Source organism: Aeromonas sp. 600282 (genome assembly GCF_049175755.1).
GTDB classification, from domain to species: Bacteria; Pseudomonadota; Gammaproteobacteria; order Enterobacterales; family Aeromonadaceae; genus Aeromonas; species Aeromonas veronii_A.
Genome location: NZ_JAAKVR010000019.1, coordinates 87076 through 105926, shown reverse-complemented (window position 1 = coordinate 105926; position 18851 = coordinate 87076). Strand labels below are relative to the sequence as shown.

At 60.2% G+C, this 18851-nt stretch carries 20 protein-coding genes; 9 read left to right on the top strand and 11 right to left on the bottom strand.

Annotation, left to right across the window (positions count from 1 at the left end; translation table 11 throughout):
- The first annotated feature begins 27 nt into the window (after positions 1-27).
- A complete protein-coding gene (locus G5137_RS17335; protein WP_005339160.1) occupies positions 28-318 on the top strand; it encodes a PilZ domain-containing protein in 291 nt (96 codons plus the stop codon).
- Between the two features lie 30 nt (positions 319-348).
- Here G5137_RS17335 and G5137_RS17330 read toward each other — a convergent pair whose 3' ends face one another.
- The 5 genes from G5137_RS17330 to leuA form a co-directional block, all read right to left on the bottom strand.
- The gene (locus G5137_RS17330; protein ID WP_421255713.1) at positions 349-1278 is read right to left on the bottom strand and encodes a transglutaminase domain-containing protein; all 930 of its coding nucleotides are present in this window, start codon (positions 1276-1278) and stop codon (positions 349-351) included.
- Positions 1279-1394: 116 nt separating this feature from the next.
- Positions 1395-1994 (bottom strand): 3-isopropylmalate dehydratase small subunit, encoded by a 600-nt coding sequence (gene leuD, locus G5137_RS17325; RefSeq protein ID WP_021231980.1) that lies wholly within the window; start codon positions 1992-1994, stop codon positions 1395-1397.
- 12 nt (positions 1995-2006) lie between these two features.
- Positions 2007-3404 carry a 3-isopropylmalate dehydratase large subunit gene (leuC, locus tag G5137_RS17320; protein WP_421255712.1) on the bottom strand — a complete coding sequence of 466 codons (1398 nt, stop codon included), beginning with the start codon at positions 3402-3404 and terminating at the stop codon, positions 2007-2009.
- Between the two features lie 33 nt (positions 3405-3437).
- Entirely contained in the window at positions 3438-4523 is a 1086-nt protein-coding gene (gene leuB / locus G5137_RS17315; protein WP_421255711.1) for a 3-isopropylmalate dehydrogenase, read from the bottom strand.
- Entirely contained in the window at positions 4520-6082 is a 1563-nt protein-coding gene (gene leuA, locus G5137_RS17310; RefSeq protein ID WP_005339151.1) for a 2-isopropylmalate synthase, read from the bottom strand. The genes leuB and leuA overlap by 4 nt, the downstream gene beginning before the upstream one ends.
- A gap of 408 nt (positions 6083-6490) precedes the next feature.
- On the opposite strand from leuA, the gene G5137_RS17305 reads away from it, so the two are divergent.
- The 8 genes from G5137_RS17305 to G5137_RS17270 all read left to right on the top strand — a co-directional run bounded on the left by G5137_RS17305 (position 6491) and on the right by G5137_RS17270 (position 13558).
- Positions 6491-7111 carry a TetR/AcrR family transcriptional regulator gene (locus G5137_RS17305; protein ID WP_005349170.1) on the top strand — a complete coding sequence of 207 codons (621 nt, stop codon included), beginning with the start codon at positions 6491-6493 and terminating at the stop codon, positions 7109-7111.
- A 126-nt stretch (positions 7112-7237) separates the two neighbouring features.
- Entirely contained in the window at positions 7238-7741 is a 504-nt protein-coding gene (locus tag G5137_RS17300) for a phosphatase PAP2 family protein (protein WP_005339149.1), read from the top strand.
- Positions 7738-8847 (top strand): MJ1255/VC2487 family glycosyltransferase, encoded by a 1110-nt coding sequence (locus G5137_RS17295; RefSeq protein WP_005358199.1) that lies wholly within the window; start codon positions 7738-7740, stop codon positions 8845-8847. The genes G5137_RS17300 and G5137_RS17295 overlap by 4 nt, the downstream gene beginning before the upstream one ends.
- A 37-nt stretch (positions 8848-8884) precedes the next feature.
- Positions 8885-9037, top strand: a complete 153-nt coding sequence (locus tag G5137_RS17290; RefSeq protein ID WP_201952724.1) for a hypothetical protein — start codon at positions 8885-8887, stop codon at positions 9035-9037.
- A 390-nt stretch (positions 9038-9427) separates the two neighbouring features.
- Positions 9428-11146 carry an acetolactate synthase 3 large subunit gene (locus G5137_RS17285; protein WP_268012578.1) on the top strand — a complete coding sequence of 573 codons (1719 nt, stop codon included), beginning with the start codon at positions 9428-9430 and terminating at the stop codon, positions 11144-11146.
- Between the two features lie 91 nt (positions 11147-11237).
- Positions 11238-11732 (top strand): acetolactate synthase small subunit, encoded by a 495-nt coding sequence (gene ilvN / locus G5137_RS17280; RefSeq protein ID WP_005311605.1) that lies wholly within the window; start codon positions 11238-11240, stop codon positions 11730-11732.
- A gap of 104 nt (positions 11733-11836) precedes the next feature.
- Positions 11837-12463 (top strand): LysE family translocator, encoded by a 627-nt coding sequence (locus G5137_RS17275; RefSeq protein ID WP_421255721.1) that lies wholly within the window; start codon positions 11837-11839, stop codon positions 12461-12463.
- Positions 12464-12598: 135 nt separating this feature from the next.
- A complete protein-coding gene (locus G5137_RS17270; protein ID WP_421255710.1) occupies positions 12599-13558 on the top strand; it encodes a LysR substrate-binding domain-containing protein in 960 nt (319 codons plus the stop codon).
- 90 nt (positions 13559-13648) lie between these two features.
- Here G5137_RS17270 and G5137_RS17265 read toward each other — a convergent pair whose 3' ends face one another.
- From G5137_RS17265 to dusB, 6 genes are all read right to left on the bottom strand, one after another.
- A complete protein-coding gene (locus G5137_RS17265; protein ID WP_421203467.1) occupies positions 13649-14830 on the bottom strand; it encodes a M20 metallopeptidase family protein in 1182 nt (393 codons plus the stop codon).
- A complete protein-coding gene (locus G5137_RS17260; RefSeq protein ID WP_033114935.1) occupies positions 14830-15279 on the bottom strand; it encodes a hypothetical protein in 450 nt (149 codons plus the stop codon). Before G5137_RS17260 ends, G5137_RS17265 begins: the two co-directional genes overlap by 1 nt.
- Positions 15276-16094, bottom strand: a complete 819-nt coding sequence (locus G5137_RS17255; protein WP_005358215.1) for a DUF3100 domain-containing protein — start codon at positions 16092-16094, stop codon at positions 15276-15278. The genes G5137_RS17260 and G5137_RS17255 overlap by 4 nt, the downstream gene beginning before the upstream one ends.
- Positions 16095-16352: 258 nt before the next feature.
- Complete coding sequence (locus G5137_RS17250; RefSeq protein WP_421255709.1) at positions 16353-17234, bottom strand: DMT family transporter; 882 nt, start codon at positions 17232-17234, stop codon at positions 16353-16355.
- A 112-nt stretch (positions 17235-17346) separates the two neighbouring features.
- A complete protein-coding gene (gene fis, locus G5137_RS17245) occupies positions 17347-17643 on the bottom strand; it encodes a DNA-binding transcriptional regulator Fis (protein ID WP_005309538.1) in 297 nt (98 codons plus the stop codon).
- A 26-nt stretch (positions 17644-17669) separates the two neighbouring features.
- Positions 17670-18635 (bottom strand): tRNA dihydrouridine synthase DusB, encoded by a 966-nt coding sequence (gene dusB, locus G5137_RS17240; protein ID WP_019445016.1) that lies wholly within the window; start codon positions 18633-18635, stop codon positions 17670-17672.
- Positions 18636-18851 lie beyond the last annotated feature (216 nt).

Here is an 18851-nt window from a genome sequence, read left to right as displayed (position 1 = left end):
GACGCCCACCCAACAGAGGATGTTCGCGTGCTTACCAATACCAAGGAAAGGCGTGCCTTTGCGCGCATGGTCATCAATGCTCCGGTCACCGTCTATCAGCAGCAGCTGGTGCTGGAGGGGATCTGCCGGGATCTCAGTGCCAACGGCATGGGAATTGCGGTCTCTGAACACCAGCTCGACATCAATCAGCCCATCCGGATCAGTCTTGCCACCAACAACAACCTGTTGCCTCCCTTTGAAGCTCATGCCCGTATTATCCGGGTGCTGGAGGAGGAGAGCGGGTTGCTGCTGGCGGTGGAGTTTCTGCCTCAGGGTTAATCCTCTCTCCTCATCGGCAGAGGGAGGGGGTTAGCCTTTTTCCTGAACCGGTTGCAAACTCAACTGCTTGCTATCGACCAGCGTTTTGCTGGTCGAAGCTATTTGGCCCGCAGGCAAGGTGGCGGGGCCTGTGGGTTCGAGCAGCAGGTAGTTTTGCCCCTGCCAGTTGAGGGTCGCATCCCCCGGCTTGGCGGGCAGGTCAACAGCCAGCAGGGCATGGCCGGGGACGAACACCATGGCCTGTTTCAGCTCGGGAAAGAGCTGGGCCAGCATGGCGGCCATCAGGGTTACCTTGCTGTCGCAATCACCCCGGTTCTGTTCCAGTACCTGACGGGGCGGGAGGAAGCCCTTGCCCTGTCTTCCATTCAGGCTGTCGAGCTGCTGATAGGGGATGCTCTGGATAAAGGTGAGCATATGGGCCACGGTTTTCTGGCGCGCTTCTGTTTCGGTACTGCCCTGCTGTTTGAGCTGATCCGCCAGCGGAGCCAGCCCGCTGCGACTCTCCAGCGCGATGCGCACATGATCTTGCTTCACCGCCAGCTGCCCGTCGGGGGTGTTGAAGTACTGGAAGTAGTGTTTGGTCAGCCACGCCTGCTCCTCTTTGCTCCGCTTGGACTGCAGAAAGGCCATCGCCTCGCGCGCCTTGTCCTGATTGCGGCTTTTCAGATGCAGCTCCAGCGAGGGGCGGGAGAGGGTGAACTGCACCTCGGGGTAGTTCTGGCGCACCTCCCGCAGCAATACCTGCAATACCTCCTCCTGCATTCTGGCCGGGCGATAGGCGATAAGGGGCGGTAACTTGCCCTGTTCGAGCCGGTAGGTGAGCTGTTGGGATTTGCCTTCGCTATCCTGCCAGCCGACGCTGATCTGGCCGAGGCTGTTGTTGAAGCTGGTTTGGCTGGCCCCCGCAGGCAGGGCAAGCAGCAGGGCACAGAGCAGAGGAATTGCCGTCGGTCTCTTCATCATCCTTTCCTGTGGCACGGGCCAGTTCCGGTGGTCCAAAGTGGGAAGCGTCGCGGACAGTAAAACAGGGAGCCGAAGCTCCCTGTTGATTCTACTCGTTTTTTGCAACTGGCTGATTAAATCCAGCTCGGCTGCTTTGCCTCAAAGGCGCTGATGGCGGCCTCGTGCTGCAGGGTCAGGCCGATGGCATCCAAGCCGTTGAGCAGGCAATAACGGCGGAATTCGTCGATCTCGAAACCGAAGCTGAGGCTACCTGCACGTACCTGATTCGCTTCCAGATCCACTTCGATCTGGATGCCCGGCTGGGCGGCGACCAGCTGGAACAGGGCGTCGACCTCCTCCTCCTTCAGACGCACCGGCACCATGCCGTTGTTGATAGCGTTGCCGTAGAAAATATCGGCAAAGCTCGGGGCAATGATGGTTTTGAAGCCGTAGTCCGCCAGCGCCCAAGGGGCGTGCTCGCGGCTCGAGCCGCAGCCGAAGTTCTCGCGGGCCAGCAGAATGCTGGCACCGGCGAATTGCGGTTGGTTGAGCACGAACTCGGGGTTGGGCTGCTGGCCGGCATCGTCCAGGAAGCGCCAGTCGTGGAACAGGTGCTTGCCAAAACCGATGCGGTTTACTTTTTGCAAAAACTGTTTGGGAATGATGGCGTCGGTGTCGACGTTGGCGCTGTCGAGGGGGACGACGATCCCTTTATGCTGTTTGAATCCTGTCATCATTGGTTCCTCTTACAGTGCACGAATGTCGGCGAAGCGGCCGGTGACGGCGGCGGCGGCGGCCATGGCCGGGCTCACCAGATGGGTGCGGCCGGCGCGGCCCTGACGTCCTTCGAAGTTGCGGTTGCTGGTGGAGGCGCAGCGCTCCCCCGGTTGCAGCCGGTCGTTGTTCATTGCCAGACACATGGAGCAGCCGGGCAGGCGCCACTCAAAACCGGCCTCGATGAAGATCTTGTCGAGCCCCTCGGCTTCGGCTTGTGCCTTCACCTGCTCGGAGCCAGGCACCACCAGCGCCTGCACGCCAGCGGCCACCTTGCGACCGCGGGCGATGGCGGCGGCAGCACGCAGATCCTCGATGCGGCTGTTGGTGCACGATCCGATAAACACCTTGTTGATGGCGACGTCGGAGAGCTTCTGACCAGGCTGCAGATCCATGTAGGCGAGTGCCTTGCGGGCGGATTGCTGCTCCATCAGGTCGCTGAAGGATTCCGGCGCCGGAATGGGTTCATTGACGGCGATCACCTGACCCGGATTGGTGCCCCAGGTGACCTGCGGGGCGATGTCGGCGGCGTCGAGCACTACCTCGGCATCGAAGTGGGCACCTTCGTCGCTCTTGAGGCTCTGCCAGTAGGCGATGGCCTGTTCCAGCGCCTCGCCCTTGGGAGCGAACTCCTTGCCACGGATGTAGTCGATGGTGGTCTGGTCGGGGGCGATCATGCCGGCCTTGGCGCCAAGCTCGATGGCCATGTTGCACACCGTCATCCGCCCTTCCATGGTGAGGCCTTCGATGGCCTCGCCAGCGAATTCCACCACATAGCCGGTACCGCCGGCGTGGCCGACCCGGCCTATAATGGCCAGCACCACGTCCTTGGCGCTGATGCCCTCGGCCAGTTTGCCGTTAACCGAAATGCGCATGGTCTTGGCGCGGCCCTGTTTCAGGGTCTGGGTGGCCATCACATGCTCCACCTCGGAGGTGCCGATGCCGAACGCCAGCGAGCCGAAGGCGCCGTGGGTGGCAGTGTGGGAGTCACCGCAGACGATGGTAGTGCCGGGCAGGGTAATGCCGAGCTCGGGGCCCATCACATGGACGATCCCCTGATATTTGTGGTTGAGATCGTAGAGGCGAACCCCGAACTCTTTACAGTTGTCGGCCAGCGTCTCCATCTGGATGCGGGCCATCTCGCCGGAGGCGGCGATGTCCTTGGTGGTGGTGGAGACGTTGTGATCCATGGTAGCCCAAGTCAGATCCGGGCGGCGCAGCTGGCGATTCATGGCGCGCAGGCCGTCGAATGCCTGCGGGCTGGTCACTTCATGCACCAGATGGCGGTCGATGTAGATGAGGGGGGTCTCCCCTTCCACTTCCCGTACCACGTGGGCGTCGAATACTTTCTGATAGAGGGTCTTGGCCATTGCTTCTCTCTTCCTTGTTCTCTGTTATGCGGCTCAGATCCGGGCGGCGATCTGGCTACCCATCTCGGACGTGCTCTGCACCGGATGGCGGGCGCTGGCCTGATGCAGGTCGGCGGTGAAGTAACCCTCGGCCAGGGTCTGGGCCACGGCCTGCTCAATGGACTGGGCGGCAGCCTCTTGACCCAGGCTGTAGCGCAGCATCAGGGCGGCGGAGAGGATCTGGGCGATGGGGTTGGCAATCCCTTTGCCGGCGATATCCGGGGCCGAACCACCGGCCGGTTCGAACAGGCCGAAACCCGATTCGTTGAGGCTGGCGGAGGGGAGAAGTCCCATGGAGCCGGTGATCATGGCGCACTCGTCGGAGAGGATGTCACCGAACAGGTTGGAGCAGAGCAGCACGTCGAACTGGGACGGATCCTTGATGAGCTGCATAGTGGCGTTGTCGATATACATATGGTTCAGTTCGACATCGGGATAATCCTTGGCAACTTGCGTCACCACCTCACGCCACAGAATGGAGGAGGCGAGCACGTTGGCCTTGTCGATGGAGGTGACCTTGGCCTTGCGCACGCGGGCGGATTCGAAGGCTATCTTGGCGATGCGCTCGATCTCGAAGCGATGGTATACCTCGGTGTCGAATGCCTTCTCGGTGGGGCCTTCCCCTTCACGCCCCTTGGGCTGACCGAAGTAGATGCCGCCGGTCAGCTCGCGCACGCAGGCGATGTCAAAACCGCGATCGGAGATGTCGGCACGCAGCGGGGAGAACTGTTCCAGACCGGTATAGATACGGGCCGGACGCAGGTTGCAGAACAGCTTGAAGTGGGCGCGCAGGGGCAGCAGGGCGCCACGCTCAGGCTGATCGTTGGGGGGCAGATGTTCCCATTTCGGGCCGCCCACCGAGCCGAACAGCACGGCGTCGGCCGCTTCACAGCCAGCGATGGTGCTCTGCGGCAGCGGGGTGCCGTGGTTGTCGATGGCGATGCCGCCCACGTCGTGGCGATCATATTCGAAGGCAAAGCCGAACCTGGCCTGCACCTTTTCCAGCACCTTGACGGCCTCGGCCATCACTTCCGGGCCAATGCCGTCACCCGGCAATACTGCGATCCGATAACTGCTCATACTGTCTCCGTCTTGATAGTGTTATTTCGTTCCATCTGTTCGGCCACCTGATCGGCGCGCCAGATGCTGTTGATCACATGGAGCAGGGCGTGGGCCGAGGATTCGATGATGTCGGTGGCCAGCCCCATGCCGTGGAATTTGCGCCCCTTGTACTCGGCGACGATATCGACCTGACCGAGGGCATCTTCCCCTTCGCCCTTGCTCTTGAGGGCATATTTGTCGATGCGGATCTCATAGCCGGTGATGCGGTTGATGCACTGGTAGACCGCATCCACCGGGCCATTGCCGGTGGCCGCTTCGCAGATCAGATCCTGCCCCACTTTCAATTTGACCGAGGCGGTGGCCAGCACCGAGCTGCCGCTCTGGACCCCGAGGTACTCCAGCTTGAAGTGCTCGGGCTCTTCGTGGATCTGGCTGAAGAAGGCCAGCGCTTCGAGGTCGTAGTCGAACACCTGCCCCTTCTTGTCGGCCAGGGTCAGGAACTTGCCGTAGAGGTGGTCGAGGTCGTAGCTGCTCTCGGCGTAGCCCATGGACTCCATCCGGTGCTTGATGACGTGACGGCCGGAGCGGGAGGTCATGTTGAGGTTGTTCTGGGTCAGGCCAATGCTCTCGGGAGTGATGATTTCGTAGGTATTTTTCGCCTTGAGCACCCCATCCTGATGGATGCCGGAGCTGTGGGAGAAAGCGTTGGCCCCGACGATCGCCTTGTTGGGTTGCACCGGCATGTTGCAGAGCTGGCTGACCAGCGTGCTGGTGCGATGAATTTCGCTGTGGCGGATATTGGTTTGTACCCCGAGCAGGTCGGCGCGGGTTTTGAGGATCATCGCCACCTCTTCCAGCGAGCAGTTGCCCGCCCGTTCGCCGATGCCGTTGATGGTGCACTCGATCTGGCGGGCCCCCATCTGCACCGCGCCGATGGAGTTAGCCACCGAGAGCCCCAGATCGTCGTGGCAGTGGACCGAGATGATGGCCTTGTCGATGTTGGGCACCCGGTTGAACAGGGTGTGGATGATGCCGGAGAACTCGGTCGGTACCGTGTAGCCGACGGTGTCCGGGATATTGATGGTGCGGGCCCCCGCCTTGATGGCGGCCTCCACCATGCGGCAGAGATTATCGATCGGCGTGCGGCCCGCATCCTCGCAGGAGAACTCCACATCATCGGTGTAGCGCAGGGCGTGCTTGATGGCGCCGACCCCCATCTCCAGCACATCCTCAAAGCTCTTTTTCAGCTTGCTCTCCACATGGATGGAGGAGGTGGAGATAAAGGTGTGGATGCGAAACGCCTCGGCGACCCGCAAGGCTTCACCGGCGGCATCGATATCCTTGGGCAGGGCGCGGGCGAGGGCGCAGACCCGGCTGTTTTTGATGTGGCGGGCGATGGTTTGCACCGATTGAAAATCGCCGGGAGAAGAGACCGGGAAGCCCACCTCCATGACGTCGACACCGAGCCGCTCCAGCGCCTGGGCTATCTGCAGCTTCTCCTTGACTGTCAAACTGGCCGCCAGGGCCTGCTCACCATCACGCAAGGTGGTGTCGAATATGATGACCCGATCTGACATGTGACTTCCCTCTTCCTAAGTTCGGTAACGTGCATCCTGCGGCGGCATAAAAAAACCCGTGCAGGGTGCACGGGTTTTTGTAAATTCCGGCTATGCCTTAGCCCGGCTACAAGGATCCCGCGCGAGTTAACGCGATTAGGGAGATTAGTAGTAGCGGGGTGGCGATACGCATGACGTTGTTATTCCTTCCAGTCGATAACGCTTTTACCAATATCGAGATTTTTATGCTGTGTCAACACGGAAGGTCAGGGGCAATCTGCTGACGTATTTAATCGGATTGTAAAGGATTGCAAATTTCCTTGTCCCATATTCGGCCCATGACCGATTATCTGGTCATTCCTGCTGTGCTCTATTCTCTGCACAACCAGATCGACTTATCAGCATTGGCTGAATTATCTGAGGTGTTAAATGGAAAAACGTAGACCTGGTCGTCCGGTCGGACGTTCTGACATTCGTGACAAGTTGCTTGCTGCCGCCCGTGAGCGTTTTCTCAATACTCCCTATAGCAAGGTGACTACACGCGAAATCGCGGAGCTTGCTGGCTCCAATCTGGCAATGATCCACTACTACTTCGGCAGTAAAGAGGGTCTTTACAAAGCGGTGCTGGGCGATGTCGCCGAGCCCCTCGACCATGCCTGGCAAGATGAACACAGCAATCACAGCCTCAACGAGCTGCTCAACACCTACTATCAGGTGATGGCGCCCAACAGCGAGCTGACCTCTGCCATCTCCAGCGCATTGTCGACCGAGAAGAGCCCGGGCCGGGATTTTGTGCTGAACCGCCTGCTGGAACGTCAGTTGCCGCAGTTCGATGCCCTGCTGGAAACCATGAAGTCCAACGGTGAGCTGGGTGACAACCTGGATCCCGACATGCTGAAGATCTCCTTCCTCAGCATGATGTGGCAGCCATTCGTGATGAAAGATCTCTACGAGCAGGTGTTTGGTCTGAAAGTGGATGAGCACTTCATGGCCCGTCTGGCGGACCACAACTGCCGTCTGATGGAGACCGGTCTGCGCGGCAGCCACTGATTTTGCCGCAACATCGAGATTAAAAAGGGCCATTCGGCCCTTTTTTCATAAATCTGTTATCCCTTGTTCAACGTAACGTCATCCCGCCTTCTTACTCTGCAAGCAGAATTCAGGGAAGGAGGGGATATGAACAAGATCCAGCAATGGGACCTGCAGGTGTGCCGGGTCTGCCTGCTTCACGGCTACAACCGGCAGCAGGCGAGGGTGAGTCGTCTCATTTCCCGCACCGGTGATGGTCCGCTTTACGCCGTGCTGGCCGCCCTGCTCTGGTGGCAGGGGGAGGCAGAGCGGGAGCTGGTGCGACTGGCGCTGCTAGCCTTTGCCATCGAATTGCCCCTCTATCTGCTGCTGAAAAACAGCCTGAAACGGCAACGGCCGGTCGGCTTGCCGGTCTTTATCACTCCTTCCGATCGTTACAGTCTCCCCTCCGGCCACACCGCCGCCGCTTTTCTGATGGCCACCATACTGGCCACCGGCTTTCCGCTCTGGGCGCCCCTGCTGTTTGGCTGGGCGGCGCTGGTGGGGGCATCCCGGTTGCTGCTCGGGGTGCACTACCTGAGTGATCTGGTAGCCGGTGCCCTGCTGGGTGGCGGGTGCGCCGTGCTGGCGCTCGGCTGGAGCCACTCATGAGGATACTGTTCGGGGTGCAAGGCACCGGCAACGGCCATATCAGTCGCAGTCGCACCCTGGCTCGGGCGCTGCGCACGGCAGGGGTCGAGGTGGATTATCTCTTTAGCGGCCGCCCCGCCGACCGCTACTTCGACATGGAAGAGTTTGGCGCCTACCGCGCCTTTCCCGGCCTCACTTTTGTCAGTCACGAGGGGCGAGTTTCTCCATGGCGTACCCTGCAAGCCGCCTCGCCGCTCACCTTCTGGCGGGATCTGCGGGCTCTCGATTGCAGCGAATACGATCTGGTGGTGAGCGATTTTGAGCCGCTAACCGCCCACGCCGCCCGCCGCTATGGCAAGCCGAGCCTCACCGTCAGCCATCAGGCCAGCTTCAACTGGCCCATTCCGCGCTGGGGGGAGGATGGGGTAAGCCGTCAGCTGATGCGCCACTTTGCTCCTGTGGATCAGCCGCTCGGGCTGCACTGGTTTCACTTTGGTCACCCCTTGTTGCCGCCGGTGATCGACCCTATCGCCGCTGCGCCGGATAACGGCGAGATCCTGGTCTATCTACCGTTCGAGCAGACCGAGGCGATCGCCGCCCTGTTGTCGCGTTTTGGTCAGCAGCGCTTCGTCTGCTTTCACCCCGCCATTCGCACCCCCAGCCAATGGCGCAACCTGCGCTTCGAACCGCCGTCGCGCCACGGGTTTATCGCCGTGCTGGCCGGTTGTCGCGGCGTGATATCCAACGCGGGTTTCGAGCTGGCTTCCGAGGCGCTCACCCTCGGCAAGAAGCTGTTGGTCAAGCCCCTCGGCGGCCAGTTCGAGCAGCTGACCAATGGCAAGACCCTCGAGATGATGGGGCTGGCGACTCTGATGGATGTGCTCGATGCCAATCTGGTGCGTACCTGGCTCGACAGCGCTTCGCCAGGGGCGGTTTGCTACCCCGATGTAGCGGGGGAGCTTGCCCGCTGGCTGGCGGCGGGCGCTGACGAGAGCGTGGCCTCTCTGTCGCGGCGGCTCTGGGCGCGCACCCTGTTTCCGGAGGAGGTGAGTGATCGTCTGAGCGAGCTGGATGGCGGCGACTGTTTATCCAGTTGCTGGTTATCGCAAGTGAGCGTTGTTGACTAGACTGAAAGGCGATCCCACCAAGGAGAGGACGGAGCAAATGCGCTTTACCAATGAAAACGGCGAAGTCATGAACCTGGCTGACAATCTCACCCTGCACGAGTTGCTCGATATGGGGGTCAGCATCTCGGTCAGTGAAGAGACCGATCCGGATCAGCAGATCTGGCTGGCGGAGCCGGATCAGGAGAGCTGAGTCATCATTCGGCATCAAGCCCACCGCTGAGCGGTGGGCTTTTTTGTGGCTGTTTTTCCCCTCTGCGGAATGATCCGCTGGCCATTCCCCGACTTCCTTCCCTTTTGTCTCATGGTCGCTGCGGCAAGTCATTGAATGTTAATAGCCGGTTGAAATGTATGACTGTTATGGTCAGATAAAGCCGTGGACAAGCGTTATGAAGCGGGTTAAGTTGGTTTTTCACCCTATTTTCGGGTGAATGACGGAAAAATCCTTTTTTTCTACTGTCGACGGGGCTGAATTGGGCCGATCTGCATTCAGATAACAACAAGAAACGGATCGGGCCGTGCCGGGAAGCACGGCATCGTCGGCGGGATTCGCTAAACGGAGCAAAGCCTGGAGGGCTTTATCATGGAGATGTTATCAGGCGCCCAGATGGTGGTTAGAGCGCTGGAAGATCAGGGAGTTGAGCACGTCTTCGGCTACCCTGGTGGCTCAGTGCTCGACATCTATGACGCTCTCTTCGAAAACGGCAAGATGGAGCATGTCTTGGTGCGGCACGAGCAAGCCGCGGTTCACATGGCTGACGGTTACGCCCGTTCCACCGGCAAGGTGGGGACTGTGCTGGTAACGTCGGGCCCGGGAGCGACCAACTGCATTACCGGTATTGCCACCGCCTATATGGATTCCATTCCGCTGGTGATCCTCTCCGGCCAGGTGCCGACCAGCATGATCGGTGAGGATGCGTTCCAGGAGACCGACATGATCGGTATCTCCCGCCCGGTGGTGAAGCACAGCTTCCTGTGCAAGAAGGCGAGCGATATTCCCGAGGCCATCAAGAAGGCCTACTACATTGCCGCCAGCGGCCGCCCGGGGCCGGTGGTGGTGGATCTGCCCAAAGATGTGCAGAACCCGAAAGAGAAATTCCCCTACCAGTATCCCGAGACGGTCTCCCTGCGCTCCTACAACCCGACCAAGTCTGGCCATAAAGGGCAGATCAAGCGGGCAGCCAAGCTGTTGGTAGAAGCCCAGCGCCCGGTGATGTATGTGGGCGGTGGCGCCATCAACGCCAATGCGGACCATCTGGTGACCAAGCTGGCGGAGCTGCTGAATCTGCCGGTGACCACCACCCTGATGGGGCTGGGGGCCTTCTCCGGCGTCCATCCGCAATTTATCGGCATGCTGGGGATGCACGGCACCTTCGAAGCCAACAAGACCATGCACAACGCGGATCTCATCTTCGCCGTCGGTGCCCGCTTCGATGACCGCGTCACCAACAACGTGGCCAAGTTCTGCCCCAATGCGACCGTGGTTCATATCGATATCGACCCCACCTCCATCTCCAAGACGGTGCAGGCCCATGTGCCCATCGTCGGCTCGGTGGAAACCGTGCTGGAGCAGATGCTGGAAGTGATCCGCGAGTGTGGCTTCGATAACGACAAGGAGGCGCTGGCGGACTGGTGGAGCCAGATCAATCAGTGGCGCGCCCGTCACTGTCTGGCCTACGAAAAGTCGGCCACCCAGATCAAGCCGCAACAGGTTATCGAGACCCTCTACAAGGTGACTCAGGGTCAGGCGTTCGTCGCCTCCGACGTCGGCCAGCACCAGATGTTTGCCGCCCTCTACTACCCGTTTGCCAAACCGCGCCAGTGGATTAACTCCGGTGGCCTCGGCACCATGGGCTTTGGCATTCCGGCCGCCATGGGGGCCCAGTTTGCCAACCCGGATGCGGTGGTCTGCTGCGTCACCGGCGATGGCTCGGTGCAGATGAACATTCAGGAGCTCTCTACCTGCATGCAGTACGGGGTGCCCATCAAGATCATCTCCATCAACAACCGTGCGCTGGGCATGGTCAAGCAGTGGCAGAAGATGTTCTACGGCGGTCGTCACAGCCACTCCTACATGGAGTCTCTGCCGGACTTCGTCAAACTGGCGGAAGCCTACGGCCACGTCGGTATTGCGGTGAGCGATCCGGCCGAGCTGGAGAGCGCCATGGAGAAAGCCTTCGCCATGAAGGATCGGCTGGTGTTCATGGATATCTCGGTCGACCCGGATGAGCACGTCTATCCGATGCAGATCAAGTTTGGCGCCATGGACGAGATGTGGCTGAGCAAGACGGAGAGGACCTGACGATGGAGCATATTATTTCGGTCGTGCTCAAGGAGCTCAAGTTTGGTTCCATCAAAGACGAGATGTGGCTGAGCAAGGCGGGAGAAATATCATGAGGCATATCATTTCGGTACTGCTGGAGAACGAATCTGGCGCCCTGAGCCGGGTGGTGGGCCTCTTCTCCCAGCGCGGCTACAACATCGAGACCCTGACGGTGGCACCGACCGAGGATCCCACTCTGTCGCGCATGACCATAGTCACCATGGGTGACGAGCGGGTGCTGGAGCAGATCCAGAAGCAACTGCACAAGCTGGTGGATGTGCTCAAAGTGTGCGATTTGAGCGAAGGGGAGCATATCGAGCGGGAGATCGCGCTAGTCAAGGCGCGCGCCGCCGGTGGGGCCCGTGACGAGCTGAAACGGCTGGCGGATATCTTCCGTGGCCAGATCGTCGACGTCACCCCCGAGCAGTACACGGTGCAGCTGGTGGGCACCAGCGAGAAGCTGGATGCCTTTATTAAGACTGCCGCCCAGACCAACGAGATCATCGAAGTGGTGCGCTCCGGCGTCTGCGGCATCTCGCGGGCGGACAAGGCGCTGCGGCCCTGATGGCTGGCGGGACAGCTGATGATGCGTCAGCTGCCGCAGAGTGAAAGGAAAGAGGGCTCTGCGGAGCCCTTTTTGTTTGGTTTTTCTTTACGAGGGGAGGGATGATGTTCGGTATTCATGATCTTGCACTGTTTATGGTCTCGGGGTTGCTGCTCAATATCATGCCGGGACCCGACTCCCTGCTGGTCATGCTGCGCAGCGGCTCGCAAGGGTGGCGTGCCGGTTCGGTCGCGACGTTGGGCATCGGCACCGGTGTCATGGTGCATGTGCTGGCGGCGGCCCTCGGTCTGTCGGCCCTGCTTAGCGCGTCGGCCGAACTGTTTGCCCTCATCAAGCTGGCTGGTGCCATCTACCTCATCTATCTGGGGTTCTCCCTGCTGCGCCAGCAGGCTACGGGTGCAATGGAGAGAGGGGCCACCCTGCCTGCCCTCTCATATGGCCAGATTTACCGGCAGGGAGTGCTGACCAATGTGCTCAACCCCAAGGTGGCGCTCTTTTTCCTCGCCTTCGTGCCCCAGTTCATCGCACCGGATGCCCCCGACAAGGCGTTCGCTTTTATCCTGCTCGGCTGCATCTTCAACCTGGGCGGTATCATCTGGTGTCACCTGCTGGTCTTTACCACCGTCTATGCCAGCCACAGGGTACGCTTGTCACAGCGTCTCGGCCGCTGGCTCAACCGGGGCATCGGCACCCTGTTTGTCGGACTCGGGATCAAGCTCGCCTGCGACTAGCGCGCGGCTTTCTGACCTGGGGCAGATTATCGTGCGCCGTGCTGTGGTATGGTCGGCAGTCAGCTGCGGGGCCAGCCCCGCTCTCTCTTTTTCAGGTCAGGCCCACTGGCCGCAGCAGCGAGATCCCTTGCCCAGATGAACATCGCCCGGCTCAAGAACTTTACCGAGATAGTGAAGAACAACTTCAACATCTCGGCGACGGCGGAGAAGCTCTACACCTCCCAGCCAACCCTCAGCAAGCAGATGAAGATGCTGGAAGATGAGCTGGGGCTCGCCCTCTTTACCCGCAAGGGGAAGAATCTGGTCGGCTTGACCAGCGCAGGCGAGCAGGTGATGGAGTTGGCCAAGGGGGTCGTGGCGCAGGTGGAGCAGATCAACCAGTTGTCGCTGGGGGAGCAGCTGGCCACCAGCGGGGTGCTGCGTATCGCCACCACCCACACCCAGGCTCGCTACAAGCTGCCAGCGGTGATTACCGAGTTCAGCCGTCGTTATCCCGATGTGGCGATCCAGCTCCATCAGGGGGCACCTGCCCAACTGGCCCAGATGGTGCAAAGCGGCGATGTGGATATGGCGATCGCCACCGAGTCCATGTATCTGTTCGACGAGCTGGCCGCGGTGCCCTGCTATCGTTGGGGGCGCAGCGTGGTGGTACCCCACGGTCATCCGCTGCTCGACTGCCAGCCGCTGTCGATGGCGGATCTGGCTCGCTATCCCCTCATCACCTATGTATTCGGCTTTACCGGCCGATCCAAGATGGACAAGGCCTTCAGCCGCCACGGCCTCTCGCCGAAAACCGTGCTGACCGCCACCGATACCGATGTGATCAAGCACTACGTCCGGCTCGGGATGGGGGTCGGGGTGATTGCCAGCGTGGCCTTCGACGAGGGGGATCGGGAGGATCTGGTGAGTCTCAATATCGACCACCTGATCGCCTCGAGCGCGACCCACATCTGCCTGCGCAAACATGCCCACCTGCGTGACTACATGTACGACTTTATCCACCTCTACGCCCCCCATATCAGCCGGGAGACGGTGCAGCTGCACCTTATCAACCAGCCGCCCGCTGCCAATATGGCGGAGTTGCCATGGCTCTAGCCGCGGGGTGTCTGCCGCGTACAGAGCAAAAATACAGAGACAAAAAAAGAGAGGCCTTGGCCTCTCTTCTGGTTTTATCGGTATGCGGGATTAAGCGCTGCGGGTCGCCAGATTGATAAAGATCTGGGCTCCGACCAGCAGGCAATCGTCATCGAGGTAGTAGGGATTCGCATGCAGGTAGTTGCAGATCCCCTTGGCCTGACAGCCGCTGCCGAGGAAGAACATGGCCCCCTTGCGGCCACGGCAGGCGTTGACCATGTAGCTGAAATCTTCGCTGCCGGTCATCGGCTGCCCCTGAGCGTTGATCCCCTCAGAGGGCAATACATCGGCGGCCGCTTGCAGCAGACGGGCGCAGGCATCGGCGTGGTTCTCGACAGCCGGATACCCGGCATAGACCATCTTGGTCTTGAAGCCGCGCAGTTCGCTCTGGGCCACAATCTCCTTGAAGCTGTTCTTCAGGATCTGGTCGGTCTCGGCATCCATGGCGCGGATGGTGCCGCGCGCCTGCACATGGTCGGCGATGGCATTGGGAATGGTGCCGCCGTTGATCATGCCGCAGCCGAATACCGCCGGACTGAACGGACTGGTGCGCTTGGCGACGATGTAGTCCATGTCCTCGATGATCCGCACCGCTTCACGGATGGCATCCAGCCCCTTGTGGGGGGTCGAGCCGTGGGCGGAGATACCGTGCACATCCAGTGTCCAGGCGGAGCCCCAGGAGGACATCACACCGTGGTTGAACTTGATGGTGCCGGTCTCCATGGCGCCGTCGTTATGGAGGGCATAGACCTCGTCCACCCCCTTCATACAGCCCAGTTCGACCATCTTCTCGGCGCCCGGCACCCGCATGTCCTCTTCCGCCATCTGGAAGATAAAGCGGACGTTGTAATGCAGGCGATCGCGGTTGGCGGCCAGAAACTTGGCTGCGGTCAAGGCGATCGCCATATGGGAGTCGTGACCGCAGTTGTGAGCCATTCCCTCGTGGGTTGACTTGAACGCAACGTCGCTCATGTCGTGCATCTCGAGGCCATCCATGTCGGCACGGAAGGCGATGGTCGGCAGCACAGGATCAACCACCAGATCGCCGTGGAAACCGGTGAAGCCCGGGTAGTCGGTGAGACGGTAGCCGAAGTTTGCCATCAGCTCGCGGCAGTAGGCCGAGGTCTTGAACTCGACACCGGAGGCCTCCGGAATGGTGTGCAGATGGTGGCGTACTTCGTGGCTGAAGTCGCGCAGGGCCAGCAGGGCCGGTTCAATGTGGATGTTGTTCATCAGATGATCCCTTGAATGGAGAAGCCGAGTTGGGCCACCAGCGAGGCGCCGAAGAAGCAGCAGGTGGAGACGATCATGAAGATCAGGATCACTTTCCAGGACATCTTCTTCAGCTCTTCCAGCTGACCGCCCACCGAGAGACCGGCGAAGGCCAGCAGCGGTACGCAGCAGGAGAGGAAGGAGATCTTGGCAACGGCGTCGATAAAGAGACCGCGCACCGGGGTCTCCGGCAGGCAGATCAGAATGCCGATGATGGTGGCATAGGCAAATGCCGGCAGGGAGGAGGGCAGGTAGCGCTTGGCAATCAGCGAGGCGAACACCACCAGCGACATGGCGATAAAGCTGTCACCCATCAGCCAGAGCGGAGTGCCGGTGGTCAGGGTCTGGGTAAACATGGCCAGCAGGATCGCCAGAAAGACGAACCGCATATCCATTACGATGCTTTTCATGCTTTCTCTCCTTTGGCAGTCAGGGCATAGATTTTTTCAGCGAGCGGCAGACCCAGATAGGTAAGGGAGAGGGCGCCGAGGGCAGACGAGAGCAGGTTCGAGGCTGCCGCGATACTCAGCACCTGCTGAGCCAGCGCTTCGTCGAGACCGTTGATCAGGGCGCCGGAGGCGGCACTCAGCATGGAGCCTGAGCCCACGCCGGAGCCGGCAGCCAGCGCCAGCGGGTGCAGGCCGGTGAGCGGGGCGATACTGCCCAGTACGCTGAACCAGAGGGTGCCGATAACGGAGCCGCACAGGTAGATAGCCAGCACGCCGATGTACTCCTGAGAGCCGGTGCCGAACTTGCCCTGAATTACCGCGACTGACGGCTCACGGCTGATGGAGGAGCAGGCCCCGATGGCGCGGCGGCCAAAGCCGAACTTCACAGCCAGCGGGATGGCGATCAGGATCGGCAGCAGGTTGCCAATCTCCTGCAGGAACAGCGGTACGCCGACGCTCAGGATCATCTTCAGGTTGGGGATGATCATCCCCGCGTACTGGGTACCCAGGATCAGCAGGCTGAAGCCCACCATCTTGCCGCAGAAGCCCTCTTCTTTCTCGGTGAAGAGACTCTTCCAGCCGGGGATGCGATCCTTGACCGGCTTGGCGGAGACAATCATGCCGATGATGACGGCAAAGAGCATCGGCAGGATCGGAATGATGGCGATGCCTATCTTGATCTCCTGCTTGCCTATCAGGTACTGGGCCACAAAGATCAGCATGGCGGTTGCCAATATGCTGACCGTGACCGTCTTGAGGGGGCTGGTTTGCTGCATAGTCTTTTCTCTTGTTATTCCCATGTGTGGCCATCGTCAGGATTGTCCAGACCGATGATGGGGGAATCATAGGGAGCGAAGAGGGGCAGGAATGTGACCTTCATCAAGCTGGCCATATGGCATTTTTTCATGGGGTATGCCCTTTAACCCTATGGATACCAAGGGTTAAATGTCGTTAACAGAGCGTCAGCATTGGCAGGACAAGATAAGCAAACAGGAGGGAAATGGTGACACCGCCCCGCAGGGCGGTGACGCGGATCAGACGGGCGTTTTGAGCCGTGCACTGCGCAGCAGCAGGGGAAGCTGGTAGAGCACCAGAGCGCCGAGCACCAGTCCGGCACCGGCCAGTTTGGCTCCGCCGAGCGGCTCGCTATAGAAGAGGGTGCTCAGGATCAGCGTCCAGACCGGTTCCAGCAGCATCATCAGGGCGGCATGGGCGGTGGTCATCTTGCTCAACGCATGGGTGAGCAGCCAGTAGCGCAGGGTGGTGGCGATCAAGACGCTCACCGCAAACCAGCCCCAGATGCCGTGGCTGACTCCAGCCTCGGGCCACTGTTCGGTCAGCAGGGAGAGCAGGGTGCCGAGCAGGCCGGTCATCGCCAGCTGGATGCAGGTGAGCCAGGTGGGGGCAATGGATTGGGCGAAGTGGCGATGGACGGCAAGCTGGATACCGAGGGTGGTGGCCGCCGCCAGAAACCAGAACAGCGAGAGCGACACGCCCCAGTGGGTACTGCTGGAGAGCAGCAGCAAACCGGCGATGGCGATGGGTAGGGTGAGCCAGTAGTGGCGGCCGGGTTTGGCCTGAAAGGCTCCCCAGGCGGCCAGCGGTGCCATCAGGGTCGCGACGCTCATGATAAAGGCGCCGCTGCCCAGCGCATCGCTCTGGCTGATGGCGGTGACCCACAGCAACAGGCTGGCGCCGAGCAATGTGCCGCAGCCGGCGGCGCGCAGCAGTTGGGCGCGAGTCGGCGGTGGCTCGCGCAACCAGGCCAAGGGCAGCAAAAGCAGCGCCGCCAGCAGAAAACGGCTGCCGATAAAGGCGGCAGTGGGCAGTTCGCGGATCGCCTCTTTCGAGAAGAGCCAGCCAGCTGCGGCCAGCAGGGTGACCAGTACCATCAGCAGCAGGGGAGTGCGGTTCATCGGGGTCGTCATGGTGAAATGGAGGGGAGAGCATAAAGGAAAGGCGCCAGGTATTGCTACCTGACGCCTTTCGCATCTGCCTTGAACCGCCGTCGCGGCTCGCGGCCAGCAATCAGTTCATGCCGTAACGCTTGAGCTTCTTGCGCAGGGTGCCACGGTTGATACCCATCATCACGGCAGCGCGAGTCTGGTTACCACGGGTGTACTGCATGATCACGTCCAGCATCGGCGCTTCGACTTCGGAGAGAACCATATCGTACAGATCAATCACTTCCTGACCGTTCAACTGGGCCAGGTAGTTACGCAGGGCCTGTTGCACAGAGTCACGCAGGGGGCGCTGGGTCGGCTCGGCAGCGTGATTGTGAGTAGTTGTTACCAATGCATCAGAAGTCAGGGTTTGTTCGAACATATTCGGTCGGCTCTTTAGTTATCTTGTTAACCTAATCCATCGAAATACGCTTCGAGTGCCTCAAGTTGCGCGTCTGCGCAATCCAGGGCATTGAAGTGCTTACGGAATTCTCGGCCCGTCTCTTCTTCATCCAGATACCAGCCCACGTGTTTACGGGCTATGCGCGCTCCCAGATATGCACCATAAAACCGGTGCAGGTTGGTTACATGCTCGTTCATCAGGGTGCGAACCTCTTCCCTCTCGGGAGGCGGCAGCTTGGTGCCCGTCTCAAGAAAATGACGGATTTCCCGGAAAATCCAGGGTCGTCCTTGCGCAGCTCGGCCGATCATCACGGCGTCTACACCGGTATAGTCGAGGACATACCGGGCTTTCTCCGGGCTGTTGATGTCACCATTGGCGACAACAGGAATCGATACGGCCTGCTTAATCGCCCTGATCGTGTCGTACTCCGCTTCGCCCTTGTAGAGGCATGCACGGGTACGACCATGCACGGCAAGGGCCGCGATACCGCAATCTTCGGCGATTCGGGCGATCTCCACGCCATTGCGGTTATCCGGATCCCATCCTGTGCGGATCTTCAAGGTGACAGGCACCTCCACTGCATCCACCACGGCCCGGCAAATTGCTTTGACCTGATCGGGGGCACGCAGCAGGGCAGAACCTGCCAACTTCTTATTCACTTTTTTTGCCGGACATCCCATGTTGATGTCGACGATCTGTGCGCCCTGCTCCACGTTGTAGCGGGCAGCAAACGCCATCATCTCGGGGTCGGCTCCGGCAATCTGGACCGATCGCAATCCGCCTTCTGCAGAGTGATCCATCCTCATCCGGGTTTTCTGGGTATCCCAGACATCCGGGTTGGCCAGCAGCATCTCGGAAACGGCCATGCCAGCCCCCAATCGCAAACAAAGTTCACGGAATGGTCGGTCAGTTACACCGGCCATGGGAGCCACAATCAAGGGAGTTTCAAGCGTGTGGGGACCTATCTGCATTCCACGGTTACCATCGGCTTAGGGCGGCGTATATTACGCATTTTTTAGGCAGGAGAAAAGGTTAGTATTTGAGCGTCAGCCATTTTTTTCTGAAAAAAACGTCGCGCCAAGGCTTGCAAATTCTGGAGTTATTGAAAAACGGCCAGATTGCCGGAGAGTGAGCGCTGTACCATTCGGGTCGGACGCCTGCATAATTGTCAGTCCACTTGCAGGCCC